General features: G+C 70.2%; 20 protein-coding genes and 1 riboswitch. Of the genes, 15 read left to right on the top strand and 5 right to left on the bottom strand.

The annotated features are described in order from the left end of the window. Positions 1-17: 17 nt before the first annotated feature. The 5 genes from AUL35_RS12765 to AUL35_RS12745 all read left to right on the top strand — a co-directional run bounded on the left by AUL35_RS12765 (position 18) and on the right by AUL35_RS12745 (position 5,565). Entirely contained in the window at positions 18-551 is a 534-nt protein-coding gene (locus AUL35_RS12765; protein ID WP_062015337.1) for a thermonuclease family protein, read from the top strand. 133 nt (positions 552-684) lie between these two features. Continuing rightward, complete coding sequence (locus AUL35_RS12760; protein WP_062015335.1) at positions 685-1,005, top strand: multidrug efflux SMR transporter; 321 nt, start codon at positions 685-687, stop codon at positions 1,003-1,005. Between the two features lie 266 nt (positions 1,006-1,271). Further along, entirely contained in the window at positions 1,272-2,552 is a 1,281-nt protein-coding gene (locus AUL35_RS12755) for a cyclopropane-fatty-acyl-phospholipid synthase family protein (protein WP_062015334.1), read from the top strand. A gap of 117 nt (positions 2,553-2,669) precedes the next feature. Next, complete coding sequence (locus tag AUL35_RS12750) at positions 2,670-3,956, top strand: HlyD family secretion protein (protein ID WP_082666308.1); 1,287 nt, start codon at positions 2,670-2,672, stop codon at positions 3,954-3,956. Positions 3,957-3,960: 4 nt separating this feature from the next. After that, complete coding sequence (locus tag AUL35_RS12745) at positions 3,961-5,565, top strand: DHA2 family efflux MFS transporter permease subunit (RefSeq protein WP_062015332.1); 1,605 nt, start codon at positions 3,961-3,963, stop codon at positions 5,563-5,565. Between the two features lie 7 nt (positions 5,566-5,572). On the opposite strand, the gene AUL35_RS12740 is transcribed toward AUL35_RS12745, so the two are convergent. Next, positions 5,573-5,881, bottom strand: coding sequence for a hypothetical protein (locus tag AUL35_RS12740; protein WP_062015331.1), 309 nt, complete (start codon positions 5,879-5,881; stop codon positions 5,573-5,575). Between the two features lie 57 nt (positions 5,882-5,938). Further along, positions 5,939-6,044: riboswitch (SAM-I-IV-variant riboswitch) on the bottom strand. A gap of 106 nt (positions 6,045-6,150) precedes the next feature. Here AUL35_RS12740 and AUL35_RS12735 point away from each other — a divergent pair. The 4 genes from AUL35_RS12735 (at position 6,151) to chrA (ending at position 11,051) form a co-directional block, all read left to right on the top strand. Continuing rightward, positions 6,151-6,537: a tautomerase family protein gene (locus AUL35_RS12735; protein WP_062015329.1), complete on the top strand. Its 387-nt coding sequence runs from the start codon at positions 6,151-6,153 to the stop codon at positions 6,535-6,537. Between the two features lie 41 nt (positions 6,538-6,578). Beyond that, a complete protein-coding gene (locus AUL35_RS12730; RefSeq protein ID WP_062015328.1) occupies positions 6,579-7,292 on the top strand; it encodes an SDR family NAD(P)-dependent oxidoreductase in 714 nt (237 codons plus the stop codon). Positions 7,293-7,439: 147 nt separating this feature from the next. Beyond that, positions 7,440-9,371 carry a bifunctional diguanylate cyclase/phosphodiesterase gene (locus AUL35_RS12725; RefSeq protein ID WP_062015326.1) on the top strand — a complete coding sequence of 644 codons (1,932 nt, stop codon included), beginning with the start codon at positions 7,440-7,442 and terminating at the stop codon, positions 9,369-9,371. Between the two features lie 453 nt (positions 9,372-9,824). Then, positions 9,825-11,051, top strand: a complete 1,227-nt coding sequence (gene chrA, locus AUL35_RS12720) for a chromate efflux transporter (RefSeq protein ID WP_082666307.1) — start codon at positions 9,825-9,827, stop codon at positions 11,049-11,051. 16 nt (positions 11,052-11,067) lie between these two features. Here chrA and acs read toward each other — a convergent pair whose 3' ends face one another. The 3 genes from acs to AUL35_RS12705 all read right to left on the bottom strand — a co-directional run bounded on the left by acs (position 11,068) and on the right by AUL35_RS12705 (position 15,048). Beyond that, a complete protein-coding gene (acs, locus tag AUL35_RS12715; protein ID WP_062015325.1) occupies positions 11,068-13,026 on the bottom strand; it encodes an acetate--CoA ligase in 1,959 nt (652 codons plus the stop codon). Positions 13,027-13,159: 133 nt separating this feature from the next. Further along, positions 13,160-14,254 carry an AI-2E family transporter gene (locus AUL35_RS12710; protein WP_062015323.1) on the bottom strand — a complete coding sequence of 365 codons (1,095 nt, stop codon included), beginning with the start codon at positions 14,252-14,254 and terminating at the stop codon, positions 13,160-13,162. Between the two features lie 110 nt (positions 14,255-14,364). Next, positions 14,365-15,048, bottom strand: coding sequence for a YggS family pyridoxal phosphate-dependent enzyme (locus AUL35_RS12705; protein WP_062015322.1), 684 nt, complete (start codon positions 15,046-15,048; stop codon positions 14,365-14,367). 232 nt (positions 15,049-15,280) lie between these two features. Between AUL35_RS12705 and AUL35_RS12700 the strand changes: the two genes are divergently transcribed. From AUL35_RS12700 to AUL35_RS12675, 6 genes are all read left to right on the top strand, one after another. Next, positions 15,281-16,153: a BON domain-containing protein gene (locus AUL35_RS12700; protein WP_062015321.1), complete on the top strand. Its 873-nt coding sequence runs from the start codon at positions 15,281-15,283 to the stop codon at positions 16,151-16,153. Positions 16,154-16,253: 100 nt separating this feature from the next. Then, positions 16,254-16,862: an exopolysaccharide biosynthesis protein gene (locus AUL35_RS12695; protein WP_082666306.1), complete on the top strand. Its 609-nt coding sequence runs from the start codon at positions 16,254-16,256 to the stop codon at positions 16,860-16,862. A 121-nt stretch (positions 16,863-16,983) separates the two neighbouring features. Next, positions 16,984-19,596, top strand: a complete 2,613-nt coding sequence (gene leuS, locus AUL35_RS12690) for a leucine--tRNA ligase (RefSeq protein ID WP_062015319.1) — start codon at positions 16,984-16,986, stop codon at positions 19,594-19,596. Then, positions 19,583-20,155: a hypothetical protein gene (locus AUL35_RS12685; protein WP_062015318.1), complete on the top strand. Its 573-nt coding sequence runs from the start codon at positions 19,583-19,585 to the stop codon at positions 20,153-20,155. The genes leuS and AUL35_RS12685 overlap by 14 nt, the downstream gene beginning before the upstream one ends. 13 nt (positions 20,156-20,168) lie before the next feature. Beyond that, positions 20,169-21,209, top strand: coding sequence for a DNA polymerase III subunit delta (holA, locus tag AUL35_RS12680; RefSeq protein WP_062015316.1), 1,041 nt, complete (start codon positions 20,169-20,171; stop codon positions 21,207-21,209). 82 nt (positions 21,210-21,291) lie between these two features. Then, positions 21,292-22,302 (top strand): alpha/beta hydrolase, encoded by a 1,011-nt coding sequence (locus AUL35_RS12675; RefSeq protein WP_062015315.1) that lies wholly within the window; start codon positions 21,292-21,294, stop codon positions 22,300-22,302. A gap of 73 nt (positions 22,303-22,375) precedes the next feature. On the opposite strand, the gene AUL35_RS12670 is transcribed toward AUL35_RS12675, so the two are convergent. Further along, positions 22,376-23,060 (bottom strand): ParB/RepB/Spo0J family partition protein (locus AUL35_RS12670; protein ID WP_062015313.1); only part of this gene is annotated, 685 nt, incomplete at its 5' end.

The following is a 23,060-nucleotide window of genomic DNA, read 5'->3' as shown; positions in this document are numbered from 1 at the left end:
TCACCGGAACCGGAGCCATGCGCCGCCTTCTCCTCGCCCTCGCCCTCGTTCCCCTTGCCCTGCCCGCCGCCCGGGCCGCCGAGGACCAGGACCCGCCGCGCGAGATCGCGGGTCCCGTCCAGGCGCGCGTGGTGAAGGTGCGCGACGGCGACACGGTGGAGGTCGAGGCCTTCGTCTGGCCGATGCAGAGCGTGTCGGTAGCGGTGCGCCTGCGCAACGTCGATGCGCCGGAACTACGCGCCCAGTGCGATTCCGAACGCAAGTCCGCCGAGGCCGCGCGCGAGCGCTTCCGCCAGCTGGTGGGCACGGGCCCGGTCTTCCTCACGCAGATCTCGGGCGACAAGTATTTCGGCCGCGTCCTGGCGCGCCTCGGCACCAAGGACACGCCCGACATCGCCGCCGTTCTCCTGCGCGAGGGGATGGTGGACGCCTATGACGGCGGGCGCCGGCGCGACTGGTGCAACACGGTCGGCGCCTCGCTGCCCGAGCGGCCGAAGGCGCAGCAGCGCCCCGCCGCCGCCCCGCAGCCGGGCCTCTTCTGGCGCGGCTGAACCCATGGCTTGAACCGGGGACGGGCGGTCCCATCTTCCGGCCCATGGGGGACGACCCCCGCGCCTTTTTCCGCCAACCCGCCGGGACGACCCGGTTCTCCGCTCCCTTGCGGCCTGTCGGAAGACGCATCCCATGCCCTGGCTCATTCTCCTCGTCGCGGGCCTCCTCGAGGTCGGCTGGGCCTTCTCGCTGAAGAGCTCCGCCGGTTTCACGCGGCTTTGGCCGAGCCTCGTCACCTTCGTCCTGATGGGCGGCAGCTTCGCGCTCCTCGCGATCGCCATGCGCACGCTGCCGCTCGGCACGGCCTACGCGGTGTGGACCGGCATCGGCGCGCTCGGCGCGTTCGCGGTCGGAATCCTCGCTCTGGGCGAGTCGGCCGATCCGCTGCGGCTCCTCGCCGCCGCGCTGATCCTGTCGGGCATCGTCCTGATGAAGGTCGCCTCGCCGGGCTGAGGTCGTCGCACCGGGTGGCGCAGGGGAAGCGTGGCGGCGAGCGGTTGTTATGAACCAGGAACAGGGATCGTACCGTCCGACCCGATCCGCCGGGTAGGAGCCGGGGGCAGGTCGTAGCGGGGCTACGGCCCAGCCCGGTGACGCCCCCCGGCGGTTCGGGCCGCTTGATCCTCCTCGCGGCTATCTCTGGCTGACCCGATACAGCCCCTGTTCCTGGTTCATGACAGCCTCTAGAAGCGTTTCACGTGAAACCGGACGCCCGCCCCATGCCCTCGCCCTCCGACGCCGCCCGCATCGAAACGCTCGTGCGCAAGGCGGTGGACGCCTTCCGGCCCGAGATCGGCGTGCGGCTGTGGACCGGCGAGCGGCTGGGGCCGCAGGAGGGTCCGGCCATCGCCATCCGCGACGTGGCGGCGCTGGCCGAACTCGCTCTCGCGCCCCGCATCGACACCGCCGTGCAGCTCTGGACGAGCGGTCGCCTCGACATCGAGGACGGCTCGATCTTCGACATCGCCGACAAGCGCTCCCACGTGAAGCCGAAGGACGCCCTGCGCGCCCTGGGCAAGCGGCGCGTGGCGGCGGCGCTGCCGGCGCTCTGGCGCATCTGCCGCGCGGCCAAGCGCGAGGCGCTGGCCGAGACCGGTTCGGACGCCGGGGCCAGCGGCTCCACCAAGGCTGCGATCCAGTTCCACTACGACGTGTCGAACGATTTCTACCGGCTCTTCCTGGACGAGCGCATGGTCTATTCCTGCGCCTATTTCGCCGAGTGGCACGACGACATCGACCGCGCGCAGGCCGACAAGCTGGAGATGATCTGCCGCAAGCTGCGGCTCCAGTCGGGCGACCGGATGCTCGACATCGGCTGCGGCTGGGGCGCGCTCCTGATCCACGCCGCGACCCACCACGGCGTCACCGGCCACGGCGTGACGCTGAGCCAGGCCCAGTTCGACCTCGCGCAGGAGCGCATCGCCCGGGCCGGGCTCGGGGACCGGATCACGATCGAGCTGAAGCCCTTTCAGGAGCTGACCGGGACCTTCGACAAGATCTCCTCGATCGGCATGTTCGAGCATGTGGGCTTTGCCAACCACGACGCGTATTTCGCGACCGTGAAGCGTCTGCTGCGCCCGCGCGGCCTCTACCTTCACCATACGATCGCGCGCCCCGCCAAGACGTCGCTGAAGGCCTTCATGCGCGGCGGCTCGGAATACCGCGCCATCACGCGCTACATCTTCCCCGGCGGCGAGCTCGACTATATCGGCCACTCGCTCCAGAAGCTCGAGGCGAACCGCTTCGAGGTGCACGACGTCGAGAACTGGCGCGAGCATTACGGCCGCACCTGCCGGCTCTGGGCCGAGCGGCTGCGCGCCAACATGGACGCGGCCGTGGCGCAGGTCGGCGAGCCGCGCGCCCGGCTCTGGCTCCTGTACCTGGCCGGCTGCGCGCTGGCCTTCGAGCGCGGCACGGTGATGATCAACCAGACGCTCGCCTCGAAGCGCGACAAGGGCCCTTCCGGCCTGCCGCCGACGCGCGCCGACCTCTACCGGTAGGGCATCGTTCCCGTTCGCTGAACGGACCCTCTTGCCGCAGCGCGGAACACAATTCCGTGCGCCCCGTTTGATCGGCACCTCTCGGGCAGCGATGCCCGGCTGTCCGGATCACGCGCCATGCTCGAAGAATCCCGCTTTCCCTGGACCCACGGCGATGCCGACGGCACCGTCACGATCGACCCCGAAGCCCGCTCGGGCGAGAGCGACGCCGAGGCCCGCGAGAAACGGAGCGAGCCGGAAGCGCGCGAGAGCAAGCCCGAGCCGCGCCGCGAGGAGCCCGTGAAGGGCCGCACCGAGGGCGGGGGCGAGGACACGTCCGACGCCGAGGGCAAGGACGACGGGAAGGGCGAGGGCAAGGAAAAGCGCCCCTCGATCCTGCGCCGCCATCCGTTCATCGTCCTTCTGGTGCTGGTCGCCATCGTGGCGGCGGGCGTGGGCGGCTACTTCTACTGGCTCGCCGCGATCCACCCCTACGAGTCGACCGACGACGCCTTCGTGGATTCGCGCCAGTTCGCCGTCTCGCCCCAGGTGGCGGGCTACGTGTCGGAGGTGCTCGTCTCCGACAACCAGCACGTGAACGCGGGCGAGGTGATCCTTCGCATCGATCCGCGCGACTACCAGGCCGCCGTCGACGAGGCGGACGCGCGCGTCGCCGCCGCCCAGGCCGCGATCAACGGCGCCGACGCCCAGATCGCCGCGCAGGGCGCGCAGGTCGCCGAGGCGCAGGCCGCCGTCACGCAGAACGAGGCGAGCGTCCAGTTCGCGCAGGAGGAGGCCGCCAGAGCCCAGACGCTGGCGCGCTCTGGCGCCGGCACGGTGCAGACCGCGCAGCAGCAAACCTCGGCCCTGCGTCAGGCCGAGGCCGAGCTGAACCGCTCGCGCGCCGCCGTCACCGCGGCCCAGAAGCAGGTCGGCTCGCTCCAGGCGCAGCGCGCGACCTCGGTGGCCGATCTTCGCGAGGCCAACGCGCAGGCCGCGCAGGCCCGGCTCAACCTGTCCTACGTCACCATCACCGCCGCCCAGTCGGGCCGCGTCGTGCAGCTGACGGGCGCCGTCGGCCAGTACGTCCAGGCCGGGCAGAGCGTCGCCATGTTCGTGCCCGACGACATCTGGGTGACCGCCAACTTCAAGGAAACGCAGATCACCGACATGCGTCCCGGCCAGGCCGTCGACATCCGCATCGACGCCTATCCCGACCACGAGATCAAGGGCCACGTCGATTCCGTCCAGCCGGGCTCGGGCACCGCCTTCTCGCTGCTGCCGGCCGAGAACGCCACCGGCAACTACGTGAAGGTCGTCCAGCGCGTGCCGGTGAAGATCGTCGCCGATAGCTGGCCGCGCGACGTCTCGATCGGCCCCGGCATGTCGGTCGTGCCGACCGTCACCGTCCGCCCGAAGAGCTAAGCCCATGTCCACTGTGGCCGCCTCGGCCGCCCCGGCCCGGCGCTCGGGCGCGTCCAACCCGTGGGTGATCGCGATCGTGGTGTCGATCGCGACCTTCATGGAGGTGCTCGACACCACGATCGCCAACGTCGCGCTGCGCTACATCTCGGGCGGCCTCGGCGTCTCCTCGGACGAGGCGTCTTGGGTGGTGACGACCTATCTCGTCTCCAACGCCATCACGCTGACGGCCTCCTCGTTCATCGCCAAGCGCTACGGGCGCAAGCGCTTCTATCTCGCCTGCCTGGCGCTGTTCACGCTCTCGTCGGTCCTGTGCGGGTTCGCCTGGAACATCGAGTCGTTGATCTTCTTCCGCATCCTGCAGGGGTTCGCGGGCGGCGGCATGGTGCCGATCTCGCAGTCGATCCTCGCCGACAGCTTTCCGCCCGAGAAGCGCGGCCAGGCCTTCGCGCTGTTCGGCGTGGCGGTGGTGGTCGCGCCGGTCGTCGGCCCGACGCTCGGTGGCTGGCTGTCGGACAATGTGTCCTGGCACTGGTGCTTCCTGATCAACGGGCCGGTAGGCGTGCTCGCCTTCGCGCTGGTCTGGTTTCTCGTCACGGAGTCCGAGGAGGCGAAGCGCGAGCGCGAGCAGATCAAGCGCCGGGGCGTGCGCTTCGACCTCGTGGGTTTCCTCAGCGTCGCGACCTTCCTCGGGGCGCTGGAGCTGGTTCTCGACCGCGGCCAGACCGAGGACTGGTTCGGATCCAACTTCATCATCGTGTCCGCGACCGTCTGCCTGCTCGCCTTCCTGTTCATGATCCCGTGGGAGCTCAAACACGAGAACCCGGTGGTGGACCTTCGCATGATCTGGAGCCGGCAGTTCGGCTCCTGCTTCCTCGTGATGATGGCGACCGGCGCGATCCTGATCGCGACCACGCAGTTCCTGCCCGAACTCCTGCAGACCTTCTACGGCTACACCGCGACCTGGGCGGGCCTCGCGCTCTCGCCGGGCGGCCTCGTCACCATGACCATGATGTTCGTGGTCGGGCGCGTCACGAGCGTGGTGCAGCCGAAATACCTGATCGCGCTGGGCGCGGCGATCGTGGCCGGCGCGATGTGGGACCTCACGCGCCTCTCGCCCGACGTCAACTTCGGCTACTTCGTGTGGTCGCGCATCTTCGTCGGCCTCGGCCTGCCGCTGATCTTCATCCCCATCACCACCGCCTCCTACGACGGCATCCCGAAGAACAAGACTGACCAGGCCTCGGCGCTAATCAACGTCGCGCGCAACGTCGGCGGCTCGATCGGCGTGTCGATCGCGCAGAACACGCTGGCCTTCCGCGAGCAGTTCCACCAGAGCCGGCTGGTGGAACACATCACGCCCACCAGCCCCGCCTACCACCACACGCTGGAGACGACCGTCGCCATGCTGAAGGCGCGCGGCATGTCCGCCGCGCAGGCGGAACAGGGCGCGATCGCCGTGATCGGCCAGACCCTGCAGAAGCAGGTCGGCTATCTCGCCTATATCGACGTCTTCCACGTCCTGATGCTGATCTCGCTCTCGGCGGTGCCGCTGGCGCTGATCCTGCGCAAGGTGAAGACGGGCGGCGGGGCGCCGGCGGGCGCCCACTGACCTCCGGTCAGGCCGCGAGCGGAACCAGACCCGCTCCTTGTGCCAAGCCGAGGTGGCGGAGCGCCCAGCGCCGGAGCGCGGCGACGCTCTCGCCCGGCGCCGCGCGCTCCAGGTACACGGTGCGCGGATCGCGCGGATCGATCCGGTAGAGATGCGTCCAGCGCTCGCCGTTGCCGGCCGCGTGGCAGACGATCCAGACCTCGCCGCGATCGCGTGGCGGCCGGCCGGACGCCTCGCCCACCCATCCCATGCGCATCGCGCGGTCGCCGGGACGAACCAGAAGCGAGGCGGGAGGGGGCGGCAAAACGGCGATCATGCGTCGGCTCCGGTCGGAAGGAGGCCGAGCGAACGCTTTTTCCGATAGGGCGAGGTGGCGGGTCCGCTTGGTTGCCGGGTCGGCCACATCTCCCTTTCGGGACGCCACCTTGCCCGGACGGGCAGGTTGGCGTCGGGCGTCGGCCCGACTCTGGATGCTGCGTGGGCTCTAGCCGATCGCCGCCCCGGCATCAAGCGGGTGGCCGGGGGCGGGAACCGGCGAACCGTGCCACGCCTTGGTGCCCTGTACGACACGAGGAGCGCCGTTCCATGCCCGCCACCCGCATCGAGACACGCCGCGGCTGGGTCGGCGCGCGTCGCGCAGAGCTTCTGCAGGCCGTGCAGCGCGCGCTGGTGGAGGGCATCCGCATCCCCGAGGACGACCGCAACATCCGCCTCGTGGAATACGAGAAGGACTGCTTCCTCGTGCCGCCCGACGCGGGCGAAGGCTTCCTGTCGATCGAGGTGACGCTGATCGCCGGGCGCACGCTGGAGGCCAAGCGCCGCCTTTATGCGGCGCTGGTGCGCGAGATGGCTGCGTTCGGCGTCGAGCCGCGCGACGTGCGCGTCATCCTGATCGAGCCGCCCGCCCAGAACTGGGGCGTCTCGGGCCGCCCGGCGAGCGAGGTCGATCTCGGCTTCGCGATCGAGGTCTGAGCTTCATCCCAATTCACCGCACTCCCGGAAGAAGGACCACCATGCCGGAAGAATCGAAGGTCGTGATCGTCACGGGTGCCTCGCAGGGGCTGGGCGAGGGTATCGCCAGGGGGTTTCTCGCGCGCGGCTGGCGCGTCGTCGCCACCTCGCGCCGCATCGAGCCCTCGGACGATCCGAACCTTCTCGCCCTGCGCGGCGACATCGCGGAGCCCGAGACGGGTCGGCGCCTCGTGGAGGCGGCGATGGACCGCTTCGGGCGTCTCGACACGCTGGTCAACAATGCCGGCGTCTTCATCGGCGGCGCCTTCACGGATCATACGCCCGACCAGTACCGCACGCTGGTCGCCACCAATCTCGACGGCTTCTTTCATGCGACGCAGCCCGCCGTGGAGGCCATGGAGCGGCAGGGGCGGGGCGGCCACGTCGTGCAGATCTCGACGACGCTCGCCGAGCAGGCGAACTCGGCCTTCCCCTGCGTTCTCGCCGCGATGACCAAGGGCGGGCTGAACGCGGCCACGCGCAGCCTCGCGATCGAGTATGCCGGGCGGAACATCCGCGCCAACGCCGTGTCGCCGGGCGTCATCGATACGCCGATGCACGCGCCCGAGACGCACGCGGCCCTCGCCCGAACCCATCCGCTCGGCCGCATCGGCCAGGTCGCCGACGTCGTGCGCGCCGTTCTCTACCTCGAGGACTCCCCCTTCGTGACCGGCGAGATCCTTCATGTCGACGGCGGCTGGTCGGCGGGCGGCTGAGGCGCGACGGTTTCGATCCGGCCATGCCGGCCACGGCGTCGGATACGTAGGTAGCCGGCTCCGGAGAAGGATAGAGGCCCGGATAACGCCGATTTTACCTGGTCGCCGTAAGGCTGCCCGCAGCGCAAGTGGCGGGATGCTGGGCTGATGAGGACGTTCCTGGACTGGCTGACGCTCCGGTCGGTCGAGCCCGCCCTGGCACGCGCGCAATTCGGCGAACTGCAGCGGCAGGTCCCGCTTCTCTACGCCCTTCTCAGCGTGAACTCCGTCGCCGTTTCCTACACCCACTACGATGCGGCGCCCGACTGGATGACGGTCTGGGTGCCGGCCGTGCTGGTGGGGGTCAGCCTCCTGCGCCTCGTGCAATGGATGCGGGGGTCCGGCACGGGGTCGCTCAGCGAGGCGGCGATCGTCCGCCGCCTCCGGCTGACCACGGCCCTCGGGGCGGCCATCACGCTGGGCTACATCCTGTGGGCCCTGGCGCTGGCGCGATACGGCGACGACCACCAGAAGGCGCATGTCGCGATCTTCATCGCCATTACGGTGATCGGCTGCATCTCCTGCCTGATGCACCTGCCGCAGGCGGCGCTGGCCGTCACCGCCATCGCCACGGTGCCCTACCTCGCCTTCTACGTGTCGCCGGGCGACGCGGTCTACACCGCGATCGGGCTCAACATCCTCCTCGTCACGCTCGTCATGATCCGGGCTCTCCTCAACAGCTTCGAGGGGTTCGTCGCGCTGATCCGAACGCAGACCGAGACCGAGCGGCTGAACCGCGAGATCACCAAGCTGGCCCATACCGACATGCTCACCGGCCTGCCGAACCGGCGCCTCTTCTTCGCCGAGGCCGAGGAGGCGCTCGCCCGCTGCCGGGCATTGGGATGGGACATGGCCTTCGGGGTGATCGACCTCGACCGCTTCAAGGCCGCCAACGACACGTTCGGCCACCTTCTGGGCGACGAGCTCCTGGCGGCGGTGGGAACGCGGCTGGCCACGGTCTTCCAGAACAACGGTCTCGTGGCGCGCCTGGGCGGCGACGAGTTCGCCTTCATCACCGAGGGACGCCACGCCAAAGCCGCCGTGAAGCTGGCGAACCAGGCCTGCCACGTCCTCGCCGAGCCGTTCCAGCTCGGCGAGATCGCGGTCTCGATCGGCGCCTCCTGCGGCGTCGCCACGACGCGCGAGATCGGCGGCTCGGCGCGCGCGCTCTACGACGGTGCCGACTACGCGCTCTACAAGGCCAAGAGCGGCGCCCGGGGGTTCGCGACCCTCTACTCGCCCGAGCACGAGCGGCGCATCCGTTCCGAACACGCGGTCGAAGCCGCGCTCCAGACCGCCCGGCTCGACGCCGAGATGGAGGTCTACCTTCAGCCGATCGCCCGGGTTCGCGACCAGGCAACGCTCACGGTCGAGGCGCTCGCCCGCTGGACCAGCCCGCAGCTCGGGCCCGTCGGGCCCGACCTCTTCATCCCCCTGGCGGAGCGGGCGGGCATCATGCACCGCCTCACCCTGACGCTTCTCGGCAAGGCGCTCCTCTGCCTGGAGCGGCTGCCGGAGGAGGTGCGGCTCGCCTTCAACCTTTCGGCCCACGACATCACCTGTCGCGACACCGTCGTGGCGGTGGTCTCGCTGATCCGCCGCTCCGGCATCGCCCCCTCGCGCCTCGTGCTGGAACTGACGGAAACGGCGGTGCTGCGCGACTTCGAGGCGGCGGAAGCCTCGATGCGCCTTTTTCGCGCGCTCGGGGTCAAGATCGCCCTCGACGACTTCGGCACCGGACAGTCGAGCCTCAGCTATCTCAGCCGGCTGCCGATCGACGAGGTGAAGATCGACCGCAGCTTCCTTTCGGGCGCGGGCGACGCCAAGGGCCGGGAACTCCTGTCGGCGGTGGTCGCCTTCTGCCGGTCGATGCGCATGACCTGCATCGCGGAAGGGGTCGAGGACGAGGAGCAGCTGGGCTTCCTGGCCTCGATCGGCTGCGACGCGTTTCAGGGATATCTCCTGGCGCGGCCCATGCCGGTCGCCGATCTCGTCGCCTGGGAGGGATCGCGGCGCGCGGGCGAACGACGGACGGCCTGAGAGCCCTGCGCGACGGTTCCCGAACCCCTTTTGCGAGCGCCTCGGAGACGGCTTCGGCGAGAAGGGAGGGAAAGGCGATCGTCGGCGGACGAGCGCGGACGAGAGACAAGGGCTCAGCGCCGGACCGCGAGCGACCGCATGGACACGACAGGGCTCGGCGTCCGGACGCGGCGGCCGGAATGCCTGGCATCCGCGCATGAAAAAGGCCGCCTTCCCGGTTGGGAAGGCGGCCCCGTGATGTCATCGGTGCCGGAGGTCGTCGAAACGATCCCGGATCGACTCATCCTTTAAGCGAACGAAAGAGGCTGCCCCTTCGCGCCCGTAAGATGCATGGACCCAACCGGCATCAGATAATCACTCGACATTGGATCACCTCCTTTCGTTTCGTTGAACATGACAGGAATATGGGCTTGGGGTGAGGGCGACGCAACCCCGAACCGAGCCCCGTGTCCGATGGCCGCAGACGGTACCCCCGCGATCGCCGACCCCGAGACGCAGGCCCCGGCGCGGCCGCCCGGCGGCGCGGGCGAGGTGTTCCGCGCCTTTCTCGTTCTCGGCTGCACGAGCTTCGGCGGGCCGACGGCCCATCTCTCCTACTTCCGGGACAGCTTCGTGGCGCGCCGCCGCTGGCTCACCGAAGAAACCTATGCCGACCTCGTGGCGCTCGCCCAGTTCCTTCCCGGCCCCGCTTCCAGCCAGGTCGGCATGGGCGTCGGCTGGATACGGGCGGGCTGGGCGGGGCTTCTGGCCGCCTTCGTCGGCTTCACGCTGCCCTCCGCGCTCCTGATGGCGGGGGCAGCGCTCGGCCTGTCGGCGTTCATGGGGCCCGAGGCGGCCGGGCTCCTGGCCGGGCTCAAGGCGGCGGCGGTGGCCGTGGTGGCGCAGGCGCTCGCCGCCATGGCGTCGAATCTGGCGAGCGGCGCCCGGCGGGCGTCGATCGCTCTCGTTTGCGGCGCGCTCGCCTTTTTCGTGTCCGGACCCGCCGGACAGCTCGGCGCGATCGCCCTAGGCGCCCTCGCCGGCCTTCTCGCCGAGCCGGAGGAGAGCGCGCTCGCGCCCCGCAGCCCCCTGCCCGCGCCGCGGCGGCGCACCGGCCTCGCGCTTCTCGCGATCCTCGCCCTGGTGCTCGTGCTGCCCACGCCGCTCGCCGCGCTGCTCGATCTGCCGGCGCTAAATCTCGCGGGCCGCTTCGCGCGCGCGGGCGCCCTCGTCTTCGGCGGCGGGCACGTCGTCCTGCCGCTGCTCGAGGCCGAGACGGTGGGGCGCGGGCTCGTGCGGGAAACGGCATTCCTCGCGGGCTACGGCCTCGCCCAAGCCGTGCCCGGGCCGCTCTTCACCTTCGCGACCTATCTCGGCGCGCTGGCCCCGCCCGGCGGATGGGGCGGCGCCCTTCTGGCGACCGGCGCGATCTTCCTGCCGGCGGGCCTGCTCGTCGCGGGCGCCCTGCCCTTCTGGTCGCGCCTGCGCGCGCTGCCGCAAGCGCGGCGGGCGCTCGGCGGCGTCAACGCGGCGGTGGTCGGGCTGCTCGGCGCGGCCTTTCTCGACCCCGTCCTGCCGGCCGGCGTGACGTCCGGAGCCACCGCGCTCGTGGCGCTCGCCAGCCTCGCGCTGCTTCTGGCCCGCGCGCCCGCCCCGCTCGTGGTGCTGGGCGCGGGCGCGCTCGGCTGGCTGGTTCTCTAGGCGTTCCGGCCGCGCCTCAGGCGGCTGGGACCTTCCGGTTCTGGCGGTTCTCCACGAGGTCGTCGACCACCGCCGGGTCGGCCAGCGTCGAGGTGTCGCCGAGCGCGCCGAAGTCGTCCTCGGCGATCTTGCGCAGGATGCGGCGCATGATCTTGCCCGACCGCGTCTTGGGCAGGCCCGGCGCCCACTGGATCTTGTCGGGCGAGGCGATCGGGCCGATCTCGGATCGCACGTGCTGGACGAGCTCGCGGCGCAGATCGTCGGTCGGCTCCTCGCCGCTCATGAGCGTGACGTAGCAGTAGATCCCCTGCCCCTTCACCTCGTGCGGATAGCCGACCACGGCGGCCTCGGAGACCTTGGGATGCGAGACCAGCGCCGATTCCACCTCGGCCGTGCCCATGCGGTGGCCCGACACGTTGATCACGTCGTCGACGCGGCCCGTGATCCACCAGTAGCCGTCCTCGTCGCGCCGCGCGCCGTCGCCCGTGAAGTACTTGCCGGGATAGGTCGAGAAGTAGGTCTGCTCGAAGCGCTCGTGGTCGCCGTAGACCGTGCGCATCTGACCCGGCCACGAGTCGGTGATGCACAGGTTCCCGTCGGCCGCGCCGTAGAGGACCTTGCCCTCGTTGTCGACGAGTTCGGGCTTCACCGAGAAGAAGGGAATGGCGGCGGAGCCGGGCTTGAGGTCGGTCGCGCCCGGCAGCGGCGTCATCAGGACGCCGCCGGTCTCGGTCTGCCACCACGTGTCGACGATGGGAAGGCGCTCCTCGCCCACCACGCGGTAGTACCAGTTCCAGGCTTCCGGGTTGATTGGCTCGCCGACCGAGCCCAGAAGCCGCAGGGACTTGCGGGATGCACGCGACACGAAGGCGTCGCCCGCCCCCATCAGGGCACGGATAGCGGTAGGCGCGGTGTAGAAGATGTTGACGGCGTGCTTGTCGACGACCTCCCACATGCGGCCGGCGTCGGGATAGTTCGGCACGCCCTCGAACATCACGGTCGTGCCGCCGTTGGCCAGCGGCCCGTAGACGGAATAGGTGTGGCCCGTCACCCAGCCGACGTCCGCCGTGCACCAGAAGACCTCGCCCTCGCGGTAGTCGAAGACGTACTGGTGGGTCATCGAGGCCCAGACGAGGTAGCCGCCGGTGGTGTGGAGGACGCCCTTCGGCTTGCCGGTGGAGCCCGACGTGTAGAGGATGAAGAGCGGGTCCTCGGCGCCCATCTCCTCCGGCTCGTTGTCGGCCGACACGCGCTCGCGCTCCTCGTGCCACCAGTGGTCGCGCCCCTCCGTCATGGAAACGTCGGCGCCCGTGCGGCGCACGACGAGGACCTTTTCCACCTGGTGTCCGGCCTTGGCCGAAATCTCGATCGCGCGGTCGGCGTTGCTTTTCAACGGAACCGCCCGGCCGGCGCGCAGGCCCTCGTCGGCGGTGACCAGCAGCTTCGAGGTCGAGCCCTCCATGCGGCCCGCGAGCGCATCCGGCGAGAAGCCGCCGAACACCACGGAATGGATCGCGCCGATGCGGGCCGAGGCCAGCATCGCCACCGCCGCTTCCGGGATCATGGGCATGTAGATCGAGATGCGGTCGCCGCGCCCCACGCCGAGCGAGCGGTAGACGTTGGCCATGCGGCAGACGTCGGCGTGGAGCTCGCGATAGGTGATGCGGCGCGAGTCCTTGGGGTCGTCGCCTTCCCAGATGATCGCGGTCTGGTCGCCGCGCGTCGCCAGATGCCGGTCGAGGCAGTTGGCCGAGAGGTTGAGCGTGCCGTCCTCGAACCACTTGATCGACACGGCGCCGGGCGCGAACGAGGTGTTCTTGACCACCGTATAGGGCTTGATCCAGCTGATCCGGCGGCCGTGCTCGCGCCAGAAGCCCTCCACGTCCTCGACCGAGCGGCGATACCAGTCGAGATAGCGCTCGCGCGTCAGAAGCGTGCCGTTCTTCCAGCTGTCCTTGACGGGTACGATGGTCATGGCGGCGCGTTCCTCCCGATGCGGCTGCGGTTCCGCCCTCCCGAGGCGGCGGAAAGCCAAGCTAAGGCTTGGCGGGCGCCTTGGACAGAGCGGGCGCCCGCTTGACGGCCAAATTCATGTATCGCGCGATGAATTACGTCGCTTGCGTCTCGACCGGGCCGCCGAGCACGTCCTCGACGTAGAGCTCGCGCACCAGCGTCACGACCACCGCGACGATCGGAACGGCCAGCACGAAGCCGAGCACGCCGAACAGGATGCCGAACACGATCTGGACGCTGAGCGTGAGGGCCGGCGGCAGCGAGGAGGTCCAGCGCTGGGCGATGGGCTGGGCGACGTTGGACTCCACGCCCTGGATCAGGAGGTAGACCCCGAGCGCCCAGAGCGCCATCTCGGGCCCTTGCGCAAGACCCGCCAGCACGATGATGACGCCCGCCACGAACGGCCCGAGCGTCGGGATGAAGGCGAGAAGCCCCGCCTGGAGCGCCAAGAGGAAGCTGTTGTTCATGCCGATCAGCGACAGGCCGATCCAGGACACGACGAAGATGATCGTCATGGAGATGGCGTCGCCCAGCACCCAGAGGATCAGCGAGTGGGCGCTCTTGTCGAGCACCTCGGCCACGCGCCGCCGCTTGTCCTTGGGCAGGAGGGAGACGAGGCCGTTGCGGTAGATCTCCGGCTGCCAGGAGATGAAGACGGCCAGGAACAGCACCACGAAGACGTTGCCGATGCCGCCGAGCAGCCCGAACAGCGCGGTTCCCGCCTGGCTGACGAGGCCGCCGGAATTGGGCAGGAGGCTCTGGATCGCCTCGCCCTCCGAGCCCCCTTGCGTCAGGCGCTCCACCGGCAGCCCGGCGTCGCCCGCCTTGGCGAGGAGCGAGCCGGCCTGGTCGCGCACGGCGGTCAGGAGGTCGCTGAACTGCTGCACCAGCGCGACCCCGCCCCAGGCGACCGGCGCGATCAGGAGCACGAAGGTGAGGAGGTAGACGACGAGCAGCGAGAGCCAGCGCGGCAGGCCGAGACGCTGGAGAAGGCGCGCCACGCCGCAGAAGATCGCCGCGATCAGAAGCGCGGCGAAGATCAGGAGCAGCGCCGAGGCGGCGGTGTAGGCGACGAGCGCCAGGAGCACCAGGGCGCCGACGACCGCCGTGACGAGGACCGTGCGGCGCGCGAGCCGCGCCGACCCCTCGCCCCGGTCGGCCTGCGGCTCTCTCGGCTGGAAAAGGGTCATGGCGCTCGGCTCCGCTGCGGCGTGCCGCCCGCAGGCGGTCCGGCGCTATATCGAGCCGGCGCGCCGAAAGGCGAGCGGGCGACGGGCGAGCGCGCCGAAGGGCGGACGCCTCAGGCCGGGCGCGGGCGCGAGCCGAAGATCGCCGAGCCGACGCGCACGCTGGTCGCGCCGAAGGGGATGGCGCGCTCGAAGTCGCCCGACATGCCCATGGAGAGCTTCTCCACCCCCGCCTCGCCGGCGATCTTCTGGAGAAGCGCGAAGAAGGGACCGGGCGCCTCGTCCACCGGCGGGATGCACATGAGGCCCTCGATCGCGAGGCCGTGCTCCTCGCGGCAGCGGCGCACGAAATCCACCGCCTCGGTGGGCGCGATGCCGGCCTTCTGCGCCTCCTCGCCGATGTCGACCTGGACGTAGAGGCGCGGGCGCCGGTTCTGCCGCGCCATCTCCTTGGCGAGGGCGGCTGCGATCTTCTCGCGGTCCACGGTCTCGATCACGTCGAACAGCGCGACGGCCTCGGCGGTCTTGTTGCTCTGGAGCGGGCCGATGAGGTGCAGCTCGATGCCGGGATAGCTTTCCCGCAAGGCCGGCCACTTGCCCATCGCCTCCTGCACGCGGTTCTCGCCGAAGAGGCGCTGGCCGGCCTCCAGCACGGGCCGGATCTCGTCGGCCTCGAAGGTCTTCGACACCGCGACGAGCTCGACCGATCCGGCCGGGCGGCCCGCCTCGCGCGTGGCGGCGAGGATGCGCGCGCGGATGTCCTGAAGGCGCTCGACGGCGGTGTCGGAAGTGGTCATGCGGCCTGCCGATTTCACGTGAAACACGAAGCCCCCGGTCTTAGGGCGCGAGACGCCGTTTGGGGAGGCCCCGCGACGGATCGGCCGCGCGTCGGCCGGCCCCTCTCTGGTGCCGGGCATTTTATCGTGCGCGAGCGAAATCGGGGAACGGCCTTGGCGGACGCCCGTTAGCTGGCACCAGGCCGGTGGCGGCGAAGCATGGTGCCCCGGCATGCGACACAGGGAGAACCCGATGAGCGACTACAGGAACTCGAACGGCTACGGCCGCTACAATGAAGACCGCGACGATCGCTTCGGCCGCACCGACGAGCGCACCGCGCGCCGCGACGCCTATGGCGACGACCGCTACCGCTCCGAGTCCGGCGCCTATGGCCGCGACGACACGGGCCGCTACGGCTCGCGCGATTCCGAGCGCGGCGAGTCCGGCTACGGCCGCGGCTCCTCGGGCGACTACCTGTCGTCCGCCACGCGCGGCTACGGCCGCTCCTCCTACGGCGGCAGCGACTTCGACCGTGGCTACAACGCCGATCGCGGCTACAACGACCGCGGCTACGGCTCCAACAGCCCGGGCTACGGCTACAACAGCGGCGGCAGCACGAGCGGCGACCGCTATCGCGACGCGTTCGGATACGGCAACGACCGCCGCAACGACGGCTACGGATACGGCTCCAACTCGGGCTACGGCAACTCGCAGTCCGGCGAGCGCTCCTTCATCGACCGCGCGAGCGACGAGATCTCGTCCTGGTTCGGCGACCGCGACGCCGAGCGACGCCGCGAGGCCGACCACCAGTACGGCGGTCGCGGCCCGAAGAACTACACGCGCTCGGACTCGCGCATCCAGGACGACGTCAACGACCGCCTGACCGACGATCATTACATCGACGCCTCCGACATCGAGGTGAGCGTCAAGGACCGCGAGGTCACCTTGAGCGGCCACGTCGCCAACCGCGACCAGAAGCGCCGCGCCGAGGATCTGGCCGAACGCATCTCGGGCGTCAGCCACGTCCAGAACAACCTGCGCGTCAAGAACGACGGCGACAGCCTGTTCGGCACGGCGAAGACGACCACGGGCTCGTCTTCGAGCTCGGGTTCGAGCATCCTCTGATCCCTCCCCGTCCCGGCGCCATGCGGCCCGGGACGGGGATCCTCGTGGATCCCGGCGCGCGGGTCCGTTCGTTGGTCCGCCGCGCCGGGAGCCGAGCCGCTTGAACGACACCAGCCGTTCCCGCACGCCCGAGGGGGTCGGTGCCGTCCTCGACCAGCTGGCCGACGCCGCGCGCGAAACCGACGCGGTGCGCGTCGGCGAGATCGCCGACCGCTTCGGCGGACGCGGCTTCGGGCCCTTCCTGCTTCTGCCGGCGCTGATCGAGATTTCTCCGATCGGCGGCATCCCCGGCCTGCCGACGGTGCTGGCCCTGATCATCGCCGTGTTCGCCGTGCAGATACTTCTGGGACGCGAACAGCTATGGCTGCCGCGCTTCATCAAGGAGCGCACCCTTTCGGCGCGCCGCGTCGCGGAGGCCGTGGCCAGGCTGCGCCCCCTCGCCCTCTGGCTCGACCGCCGGTTCCACGGCCGGCTGGAAACCCTTGTCACGGCGCCCTTCGTGAAGCTGGCCGCGGTGGTCGTGATCCTCGCCTGCCTGCTGGTGCCGTTTCTGGAGCTCCTGCCCTTCGCCTCCACGATCCCGATGGCGGTGGTGATCGTCTTCGGCCTCGCCATGACGGTGCGCGACGGGCTCCTCATGGCGCTGGGCTTTGCCGCGACGCTCGCAGGCGCCGTCGGCCTCTGGCTGATCGCCGGCTCGGGGGCCTGAAGGGCCTCGCGGAAATTGACTTGTTTCGCCGAACGGGGTTGATGCCGGATCGATCCTCCCGGTTGCGCCGCGCATGCCCTGCGGCCGCCCTTCCCGTTCGTAAACACGAAGTCCGCCGCCCATGCCCGTCGAGCGCTACAACCCCAAGGCCGCCGAACCCCGCTGGCAGGAGGCCTGGAACCAGGCCAAGCTCTTCGAGGCCGACACCGCCGCGCCGGGCGAGACCTACTACGTTCTCGAGATGTTCCCCTACCCCTCGGGCCGCATCCACATGGGGCACGTGCGCAACTACGCGATGGGGGATGTCGTGGCGCGCTTCAAGCGCGCGCGCGGGATGAACGTCCTCCATCCGATGGGCTGGGACGCCTTCGGCATGCCGGCCGAGAACGCGGCCATGCAGAACAAGGTCCACCCCGCCAAGTGGACCTACGAGAACATCGCGGCCATGCGCGCGCAGCTGAAAAGCATGGGCCTGTCGCTCGACTGGTCGAGGGAGTTCGCGACCTGCGACGTGGAATACTACCACCGCCAGCAGATGCTGTTCCTGGACATGCTGGACAAGGGCCTCGCCTATCGCCGCTCGGCCAAGGTGAACTGGGACCCTGTCGACATGACCGTGCTCGCCAACGAGCAGGTGATCGACGGGCGCGGCTGGCGCTCGGGCGCGCTCGTCGAGCAGCGCGAGCTGACGCAGTGGTTCTTCCGCATCACGAAATACGCCGACGATCTCCTGGCCGCGCTGGACGACCTGCCCGGCTGGCCCGAGAAGGTGCGCGTCATGCAGCGCAACTGGATCGGCCGCTCCGACGGCCTGTCCTTTGCCTTCGGCCTGAAGGGCGCGCCGGAGGGCTTCACCAGCCTCCCCGTCTTCACCACGCGCGCCGACACGATGTACGGCCCGACCTTCGCGGCGATCTCGCCCGACCATCCGCTGGCCAGGCGCCTGGCCGAGAGCGATCCGAAGGTCGCCGCCTTCATCGAGGAGTGCCACCGCCTCGGCACGTCACAGGCCGAGATCGACACCGCCGAGAAGCTGGGTTTCGACACCGGCATCAAGGCGCTGCACCCGGCCGACCCCGCCTGGGAACTGCCGCTCTTCATCGCCAACTTCGTGCTGATGGACTACGGCACGGGCGCCATCATCGGCTGCCCGGCCCATGACAGCCGCGACTTCGAGTTCGCCCGCAAGTACGGCCTGCCCGTCCTCGATGTCTTCGTGCCCGAGGATACCGGTGCCGGCGTGACGACGGACGTCTTCTCGCCGCCCAAGACGGAGCGCGTGCGCTACGTGCGCTGGGCGGGACCGAGCGGCGAGGTTCTCACCGTCCAGGAAGCGATGGACCGCTCGCTGTCCCAGTTCGAGGCGGCGGGCTGGGGACGGCGCGAGACGCAGTTCCGCCTGCGCGACTGGGGCGTATCGCGCCAGCGCTACTGGGGCTGCCCGATCCCCGTCCTCCACTGCGAGGCATGCGGCGTGGTGCCGGAGAAGCGCGAGAACCTTCCCGTGCGCCTGCCCGAGGACATCGACTTCGACAAGCCCGGCAACCCGCTCGACCGCCATCCGACCTGGCGTCAGGCCACCTGCCCGCAATGCGGCGGTCCCGCCCGGCGCGAGACCGACACGATGGACACGTTCGTGGACTCGTCCTGGTACTTCGCGCGCTTCACCGCGCCCCATGCCGACGAGCCGACCGACCCCCAGGCCGCCAACCGCTGGCTGCCGGTCGACCAGTATATCGGCGGCATCGAGCACGCGATCCTCCATCTCCTCTATTCGCGCTTCTTCACGCGCGCGATGCGCGACACCGGCCATCTCGACCTTGCCGAGCCCTTCCGGGGCCTGTTCACGCAGGGCATGGTGGTGCACGAGACCTATCGCGAGGGCACCGAATGGGTGCCGCCCGCCGACGTGCGCATCACGGGGGAAGGCGCGAGCCGCCAGGCGACGCGTCTGTCCACGGGCGCACCCGTGGCTATCGGCTCGATCGAGAAGATGTCGAAGTCGAAGCGGAACGTCGTCGATCCCGACGACATCATCGCCTCCTTCGGCGCCGACACGGCACGCTGGTTCATGCTGTCGGACTCGCCGCCCGACCGTGACGTGATCTGGACCGAAGCCGGCGTCGAGGGCGCGCACCGCTTCGTGCAGCGTCTGTGGCGCCTCGTCGGCGACACGGCGGAAGCGCTGGATCGTTTCGGCGGCGAAACGGCCGCCGGCGATGCGTCCGAGGCCGCCCTTCTCGTGCGCCGCGCCGCGCACCGGGCCGCGAGCGGCGTCACCGACGACATCGAGCGCCTCGCCTTCAACAAGGCGGTCGCGCGCCTCTACGAGCTCGTCAACGCGCTCCAGGCAACCCTCAGCCCGGACGCGCTGGAGCGGGACGCCTCGCTGCGGGCGGCGGCGCGCGAGGGCCTGTCGATGCTGGTGCGCCTCAGCGCGCCGATGATGCCGCATCTGGCGGAGGAATGCTGGGCAAAGCTCGGCGAGGAGGGCTTGTGCGCCGCGGCCCGATGGCCGACCGTGGATCCGGCTCTCCTGGTGGACAACGAGATCACGCTGCCGGTCCAGATCAACGGCAAGAAGCGGGGCGACGTCACCGTGCCCGCCGAGGCCGACAAGGGCGAGGTGGAGCGGCTGACGCGGCTCCTGCCCTTCGTGGTCGAGGCGCTCGGCGGCGCGGAGCCCAAGCGTCTGGTGGTCGTGCCCGGAAGGATTGTGAATGTCGTCGTCTAACTTCCTTCGGACCGCCGCCCTCGCCTCGGTGCTTCTCGGGCTCGCGGCCTGCACCAGCGGCCCGCTCTACGGGACGACCGACGTCGACCCGGCGACCGGCGCGCGCTCCTCGGTGCTGACCGATCTGCGCGGCCGCATCGGCGTCCAGTCGGCCGACACGCGCACCGCGCAGATCTTCCGCAACGCCATGCTGTTCGAGCTGAACGGCGCCGAGCCCGTGCGCGGCGCGCTCTACGAACTGCGCTACACCGTGACGGCGAGCGACCAGGTCTCCTCGCTGGAAACCGGCACGGGCGTTCCCACCGCCAGCCTCTACCGCATGACGGTCGCCTTCGACCTCGTGCGCCTGTCCGACAACAAGTCGGTCACCAAGGGCTCGCGCTTCGCGATGATCCCCTACGACCGCACCAACCAGGTCTTCGCCGCGACGCGCGCCGTTGTGGACGCGCAGAACCAGGCGGGCGAAACGGTGGCGCGGCGCATCCTCTTCGCGATCGGCCCCACGCTGCAGCGCGACGCCATGGCGGGCGGAGCGCTTCCGGCGACCGTGAAGCCGTAAGGGGCACCGCCCCATGGCCCAGCGCAAGGCGGGCGAGGTGGAAGCCTTCCTGTCGCGGCCCGACACCTCGTTTCCCGTGGTGCTGCTCTACGGGCCCGATCCCGGCCTCGTGTCGGAGCGCGCCGACAAGGTGGCGCAGCTGTCGGGCGTCGACCCGTCCGATCCCTTCTCGTCGGTCACGCTGCAAGCCGACGAGCTCGAGCGCGACATCGGGCGCCTGTTCGACGAGGCGCGCACGGTCTCCATGTTCGGCGGCCGTCGCCTCATCCGAGTCAAGGGCGCGGGCAACGGGCGCAACCTTTCGGATGCCGTGGCGGACCTCGCCGACAACCCGCCCGAGGGCGCGACCGTCGTGATCGAGGCGGGCGATCTCAAGAAGAGCGCAGGCCTGCGCCTCAACGCCGAGCGCGGACGCGGCGCCATGGCGCTGCCCTGCTACCAGGACGAAAGCCGCTCGCTCGACAAGATGATCGACGAGGAACTCGGCGAGGCGGGTCTCACGATCGACCGATCGACGCGCGAGACCTTGCGCGCGCGCCTCGGGGCCAACCGGCTCGCCTCGCGTGGCGAGGTGAGGAAGCTCGCGCTCTACGCGCTCGGCCGCCGAACGGTGAGCGAGGAGGACGTCGAGGCGATCGTCGGCGACGTGTCGGCCGATACGGTGGACGAGACCGTGGATGCGGCTGCCAGCGGCGAGGTGCGCCTCCTGCCGGGCCTGATCGAGCGCCTGACGGCGGGCGGCACCAGCGTCTTCCAGCTTCAGAGCGCGCTCCTGCGCCACTTCCAGGGCCTGCAGGCGATGCGCGCCGAGGTCGAGCGCGGGACGCCGGCCGGCGCCGTCGTCGAGCGTCGCCGCGTCCACTTCCGCCGCAAGGGCGCCTTCGAGGCCGCGCTCGGTGCCTGGGACGGGGAGGGGATCGCGCGCGCCCTGCGGCGCATCGAGGCCGACATCCTCCTGTCGCGGAAAGAGAGCGCGCTCGCCGACACGATCATGCGCCGCACGCTCACCGAGATCGGCGTGGAAGCCGCCCGGCGGCGCCGCGCGCGGCGGTAACTCCGAAGCCGCCTCCAAAGACGGAACCGCTCCGGTTGCGCTCGGTGGCGGGAGCAGCCGGCGTAACAGGAAGGATGAGCCCGTGACAGAGCGCCATGTCGGCGGCGTTGCCGTGCCGGCCCGCATCATCCCGTTCCCGACTTCGATCAGCCCGGAAGCGCGAACCGCTCTCGAACGGCTCGTACGCGAGGACGGGACACCGCACAACGCGCTTCACGTCATGCCGTCGCCGGACGACCATGCCGCCTGGACAGCCATGCAGGCAGCCGTGGATGCCCAGTATGCGCAAGCCGTCCGAGGGCTCGCGGATACGCCACGGGCCGCTGTCGAAACCCGTGCGGTCGGCGATGCGAGATTGCACGTCGCCGTTCCCGCGGATCCCGACCGACCGGACTGCGCCTTGATCGATCTGCACGGCGGCGCCTTCGTATTCGGCGGTGGAGACGCCTGCCGCCAGAGCGCGCAGATTCAGGCCGACCGCCACGGCGTTCGCTGCTACGGCGTGGACTACCGCCTGCCGCCGCAACACCCTCATCCAGCAGCGCTGGACGATGGCCTGACGGCCTACCGTTACGTCATGGAACGGCACGACCCGGGCAAGGTCGTCGTCTTCGGGCGTTCGGCAGGCGGAAACCTGGCCTTGGCGATCATGCTTCGTGCCAAGACCGCGGGTCTGCCCCTGCCGGCGGGGCTGGTTCTCCTGTCACCGGAAGTCGACCTGACAGAGTCCGGCGACAGTTTCGAGGTCAACCGGCTTGTGGACGTCGTGCTGCCGCACTCGCTGCGGGCGGCCAATCGGCTTCATGCGAACGGCGCCGAACTGTCCTGTCCCGAACTCTCACCGCTTTTCGGCGATCTGACGGGACTCCCTCCAACCTTCGTACAATCCGGCACACGGGACCTTTTTCTATCCAATGCCGTGCGATTGCACCGTGCGCTGCGGCGCGTCGGCGTCGCGGCGGAACTGCACGTGTTCGAAGGCATGCCGCATGGCGGCTTCGGCGGCCGCACGCCAGAAGATCTAGAACTCGCGCAGGAAACGGCGCGTTTCATCGGCGAGCGGTGGTCACCGTGCGAGTTGCGGCACGGGTGACAGCGTGTTCGCGCAGGCACCGTGAGCCAAGGGTCAGCCGGCACCAATCGTGCTCGGTAAGCCGGCTAATCTACTACAGCGAGCGCACTCGTGGTCCTGTCTCCTCGTCGCGGCGCGGGGCGGCCTGGAGGCGGCGGCAGAGGTCGTCGAGTTGCGACAGGGAGCGGAAGTCGAGCTGGAGGCGACCGCCCTCGGCCTTGAGTTCGATCGAGACGGGGTAGCCGAGCGTTTCCGACAGGAGGCTTTCCAGCGCGCGGACGTCTTGGGGCTTCGGGTCCGGCGAGGGGGCGGGCGAGGCCGGGGCAGGGGCCTTGCCGCCGGCGGCGCGTCGCGCGCGGGCGGGGGGCGGCGTCGGCGTCTCCCCGCGTGCGATCGTCTCGGCGGCGCGCACCGAGTGGCCTTCCTCGACGATGCGACGGGCGAAGCTCTCGGGGTCGTCCTGCGTGACGGCGGTGCGCGCGGCGCTGGCCGACAGGCGCCCGTCCGAGACCATCGCCTTGACGCTGTCGGGCAGCTTCAGGAGGCGCAGCGTGTTGGCGACGTGGGAGCGGCTCTTGCCGAGAACCTCGGCCAGCTCCCCTTGCGTGTAGCCGTGCTCGCGGATCAGCTGATCGTAGCCGAGCGCCTCCTCCACCGCGTCGAGATCGGCGCGCTGGACATTCTCGATGATCGCGATCTCGAACGACTGGCGGTCGTCGATCTCGCGCACCACCACCGGCACGTCGGCGAGCCCGGCCGCCTTGGCCGCGCGCCAGCGC

Origin of the sequence: Aureimonas sp. AU4 (assembly GCF_001463765.1) — a bacterium.
Classification (GTDB): Bacteria; Pseudomonadota; Alphaproteobacteria; order Rhizobiales; family Rhizobiaceae; genus Aureimonas.
This window is presented reverse-complemented; position numbering and strand designations above follow the sequence as displayed.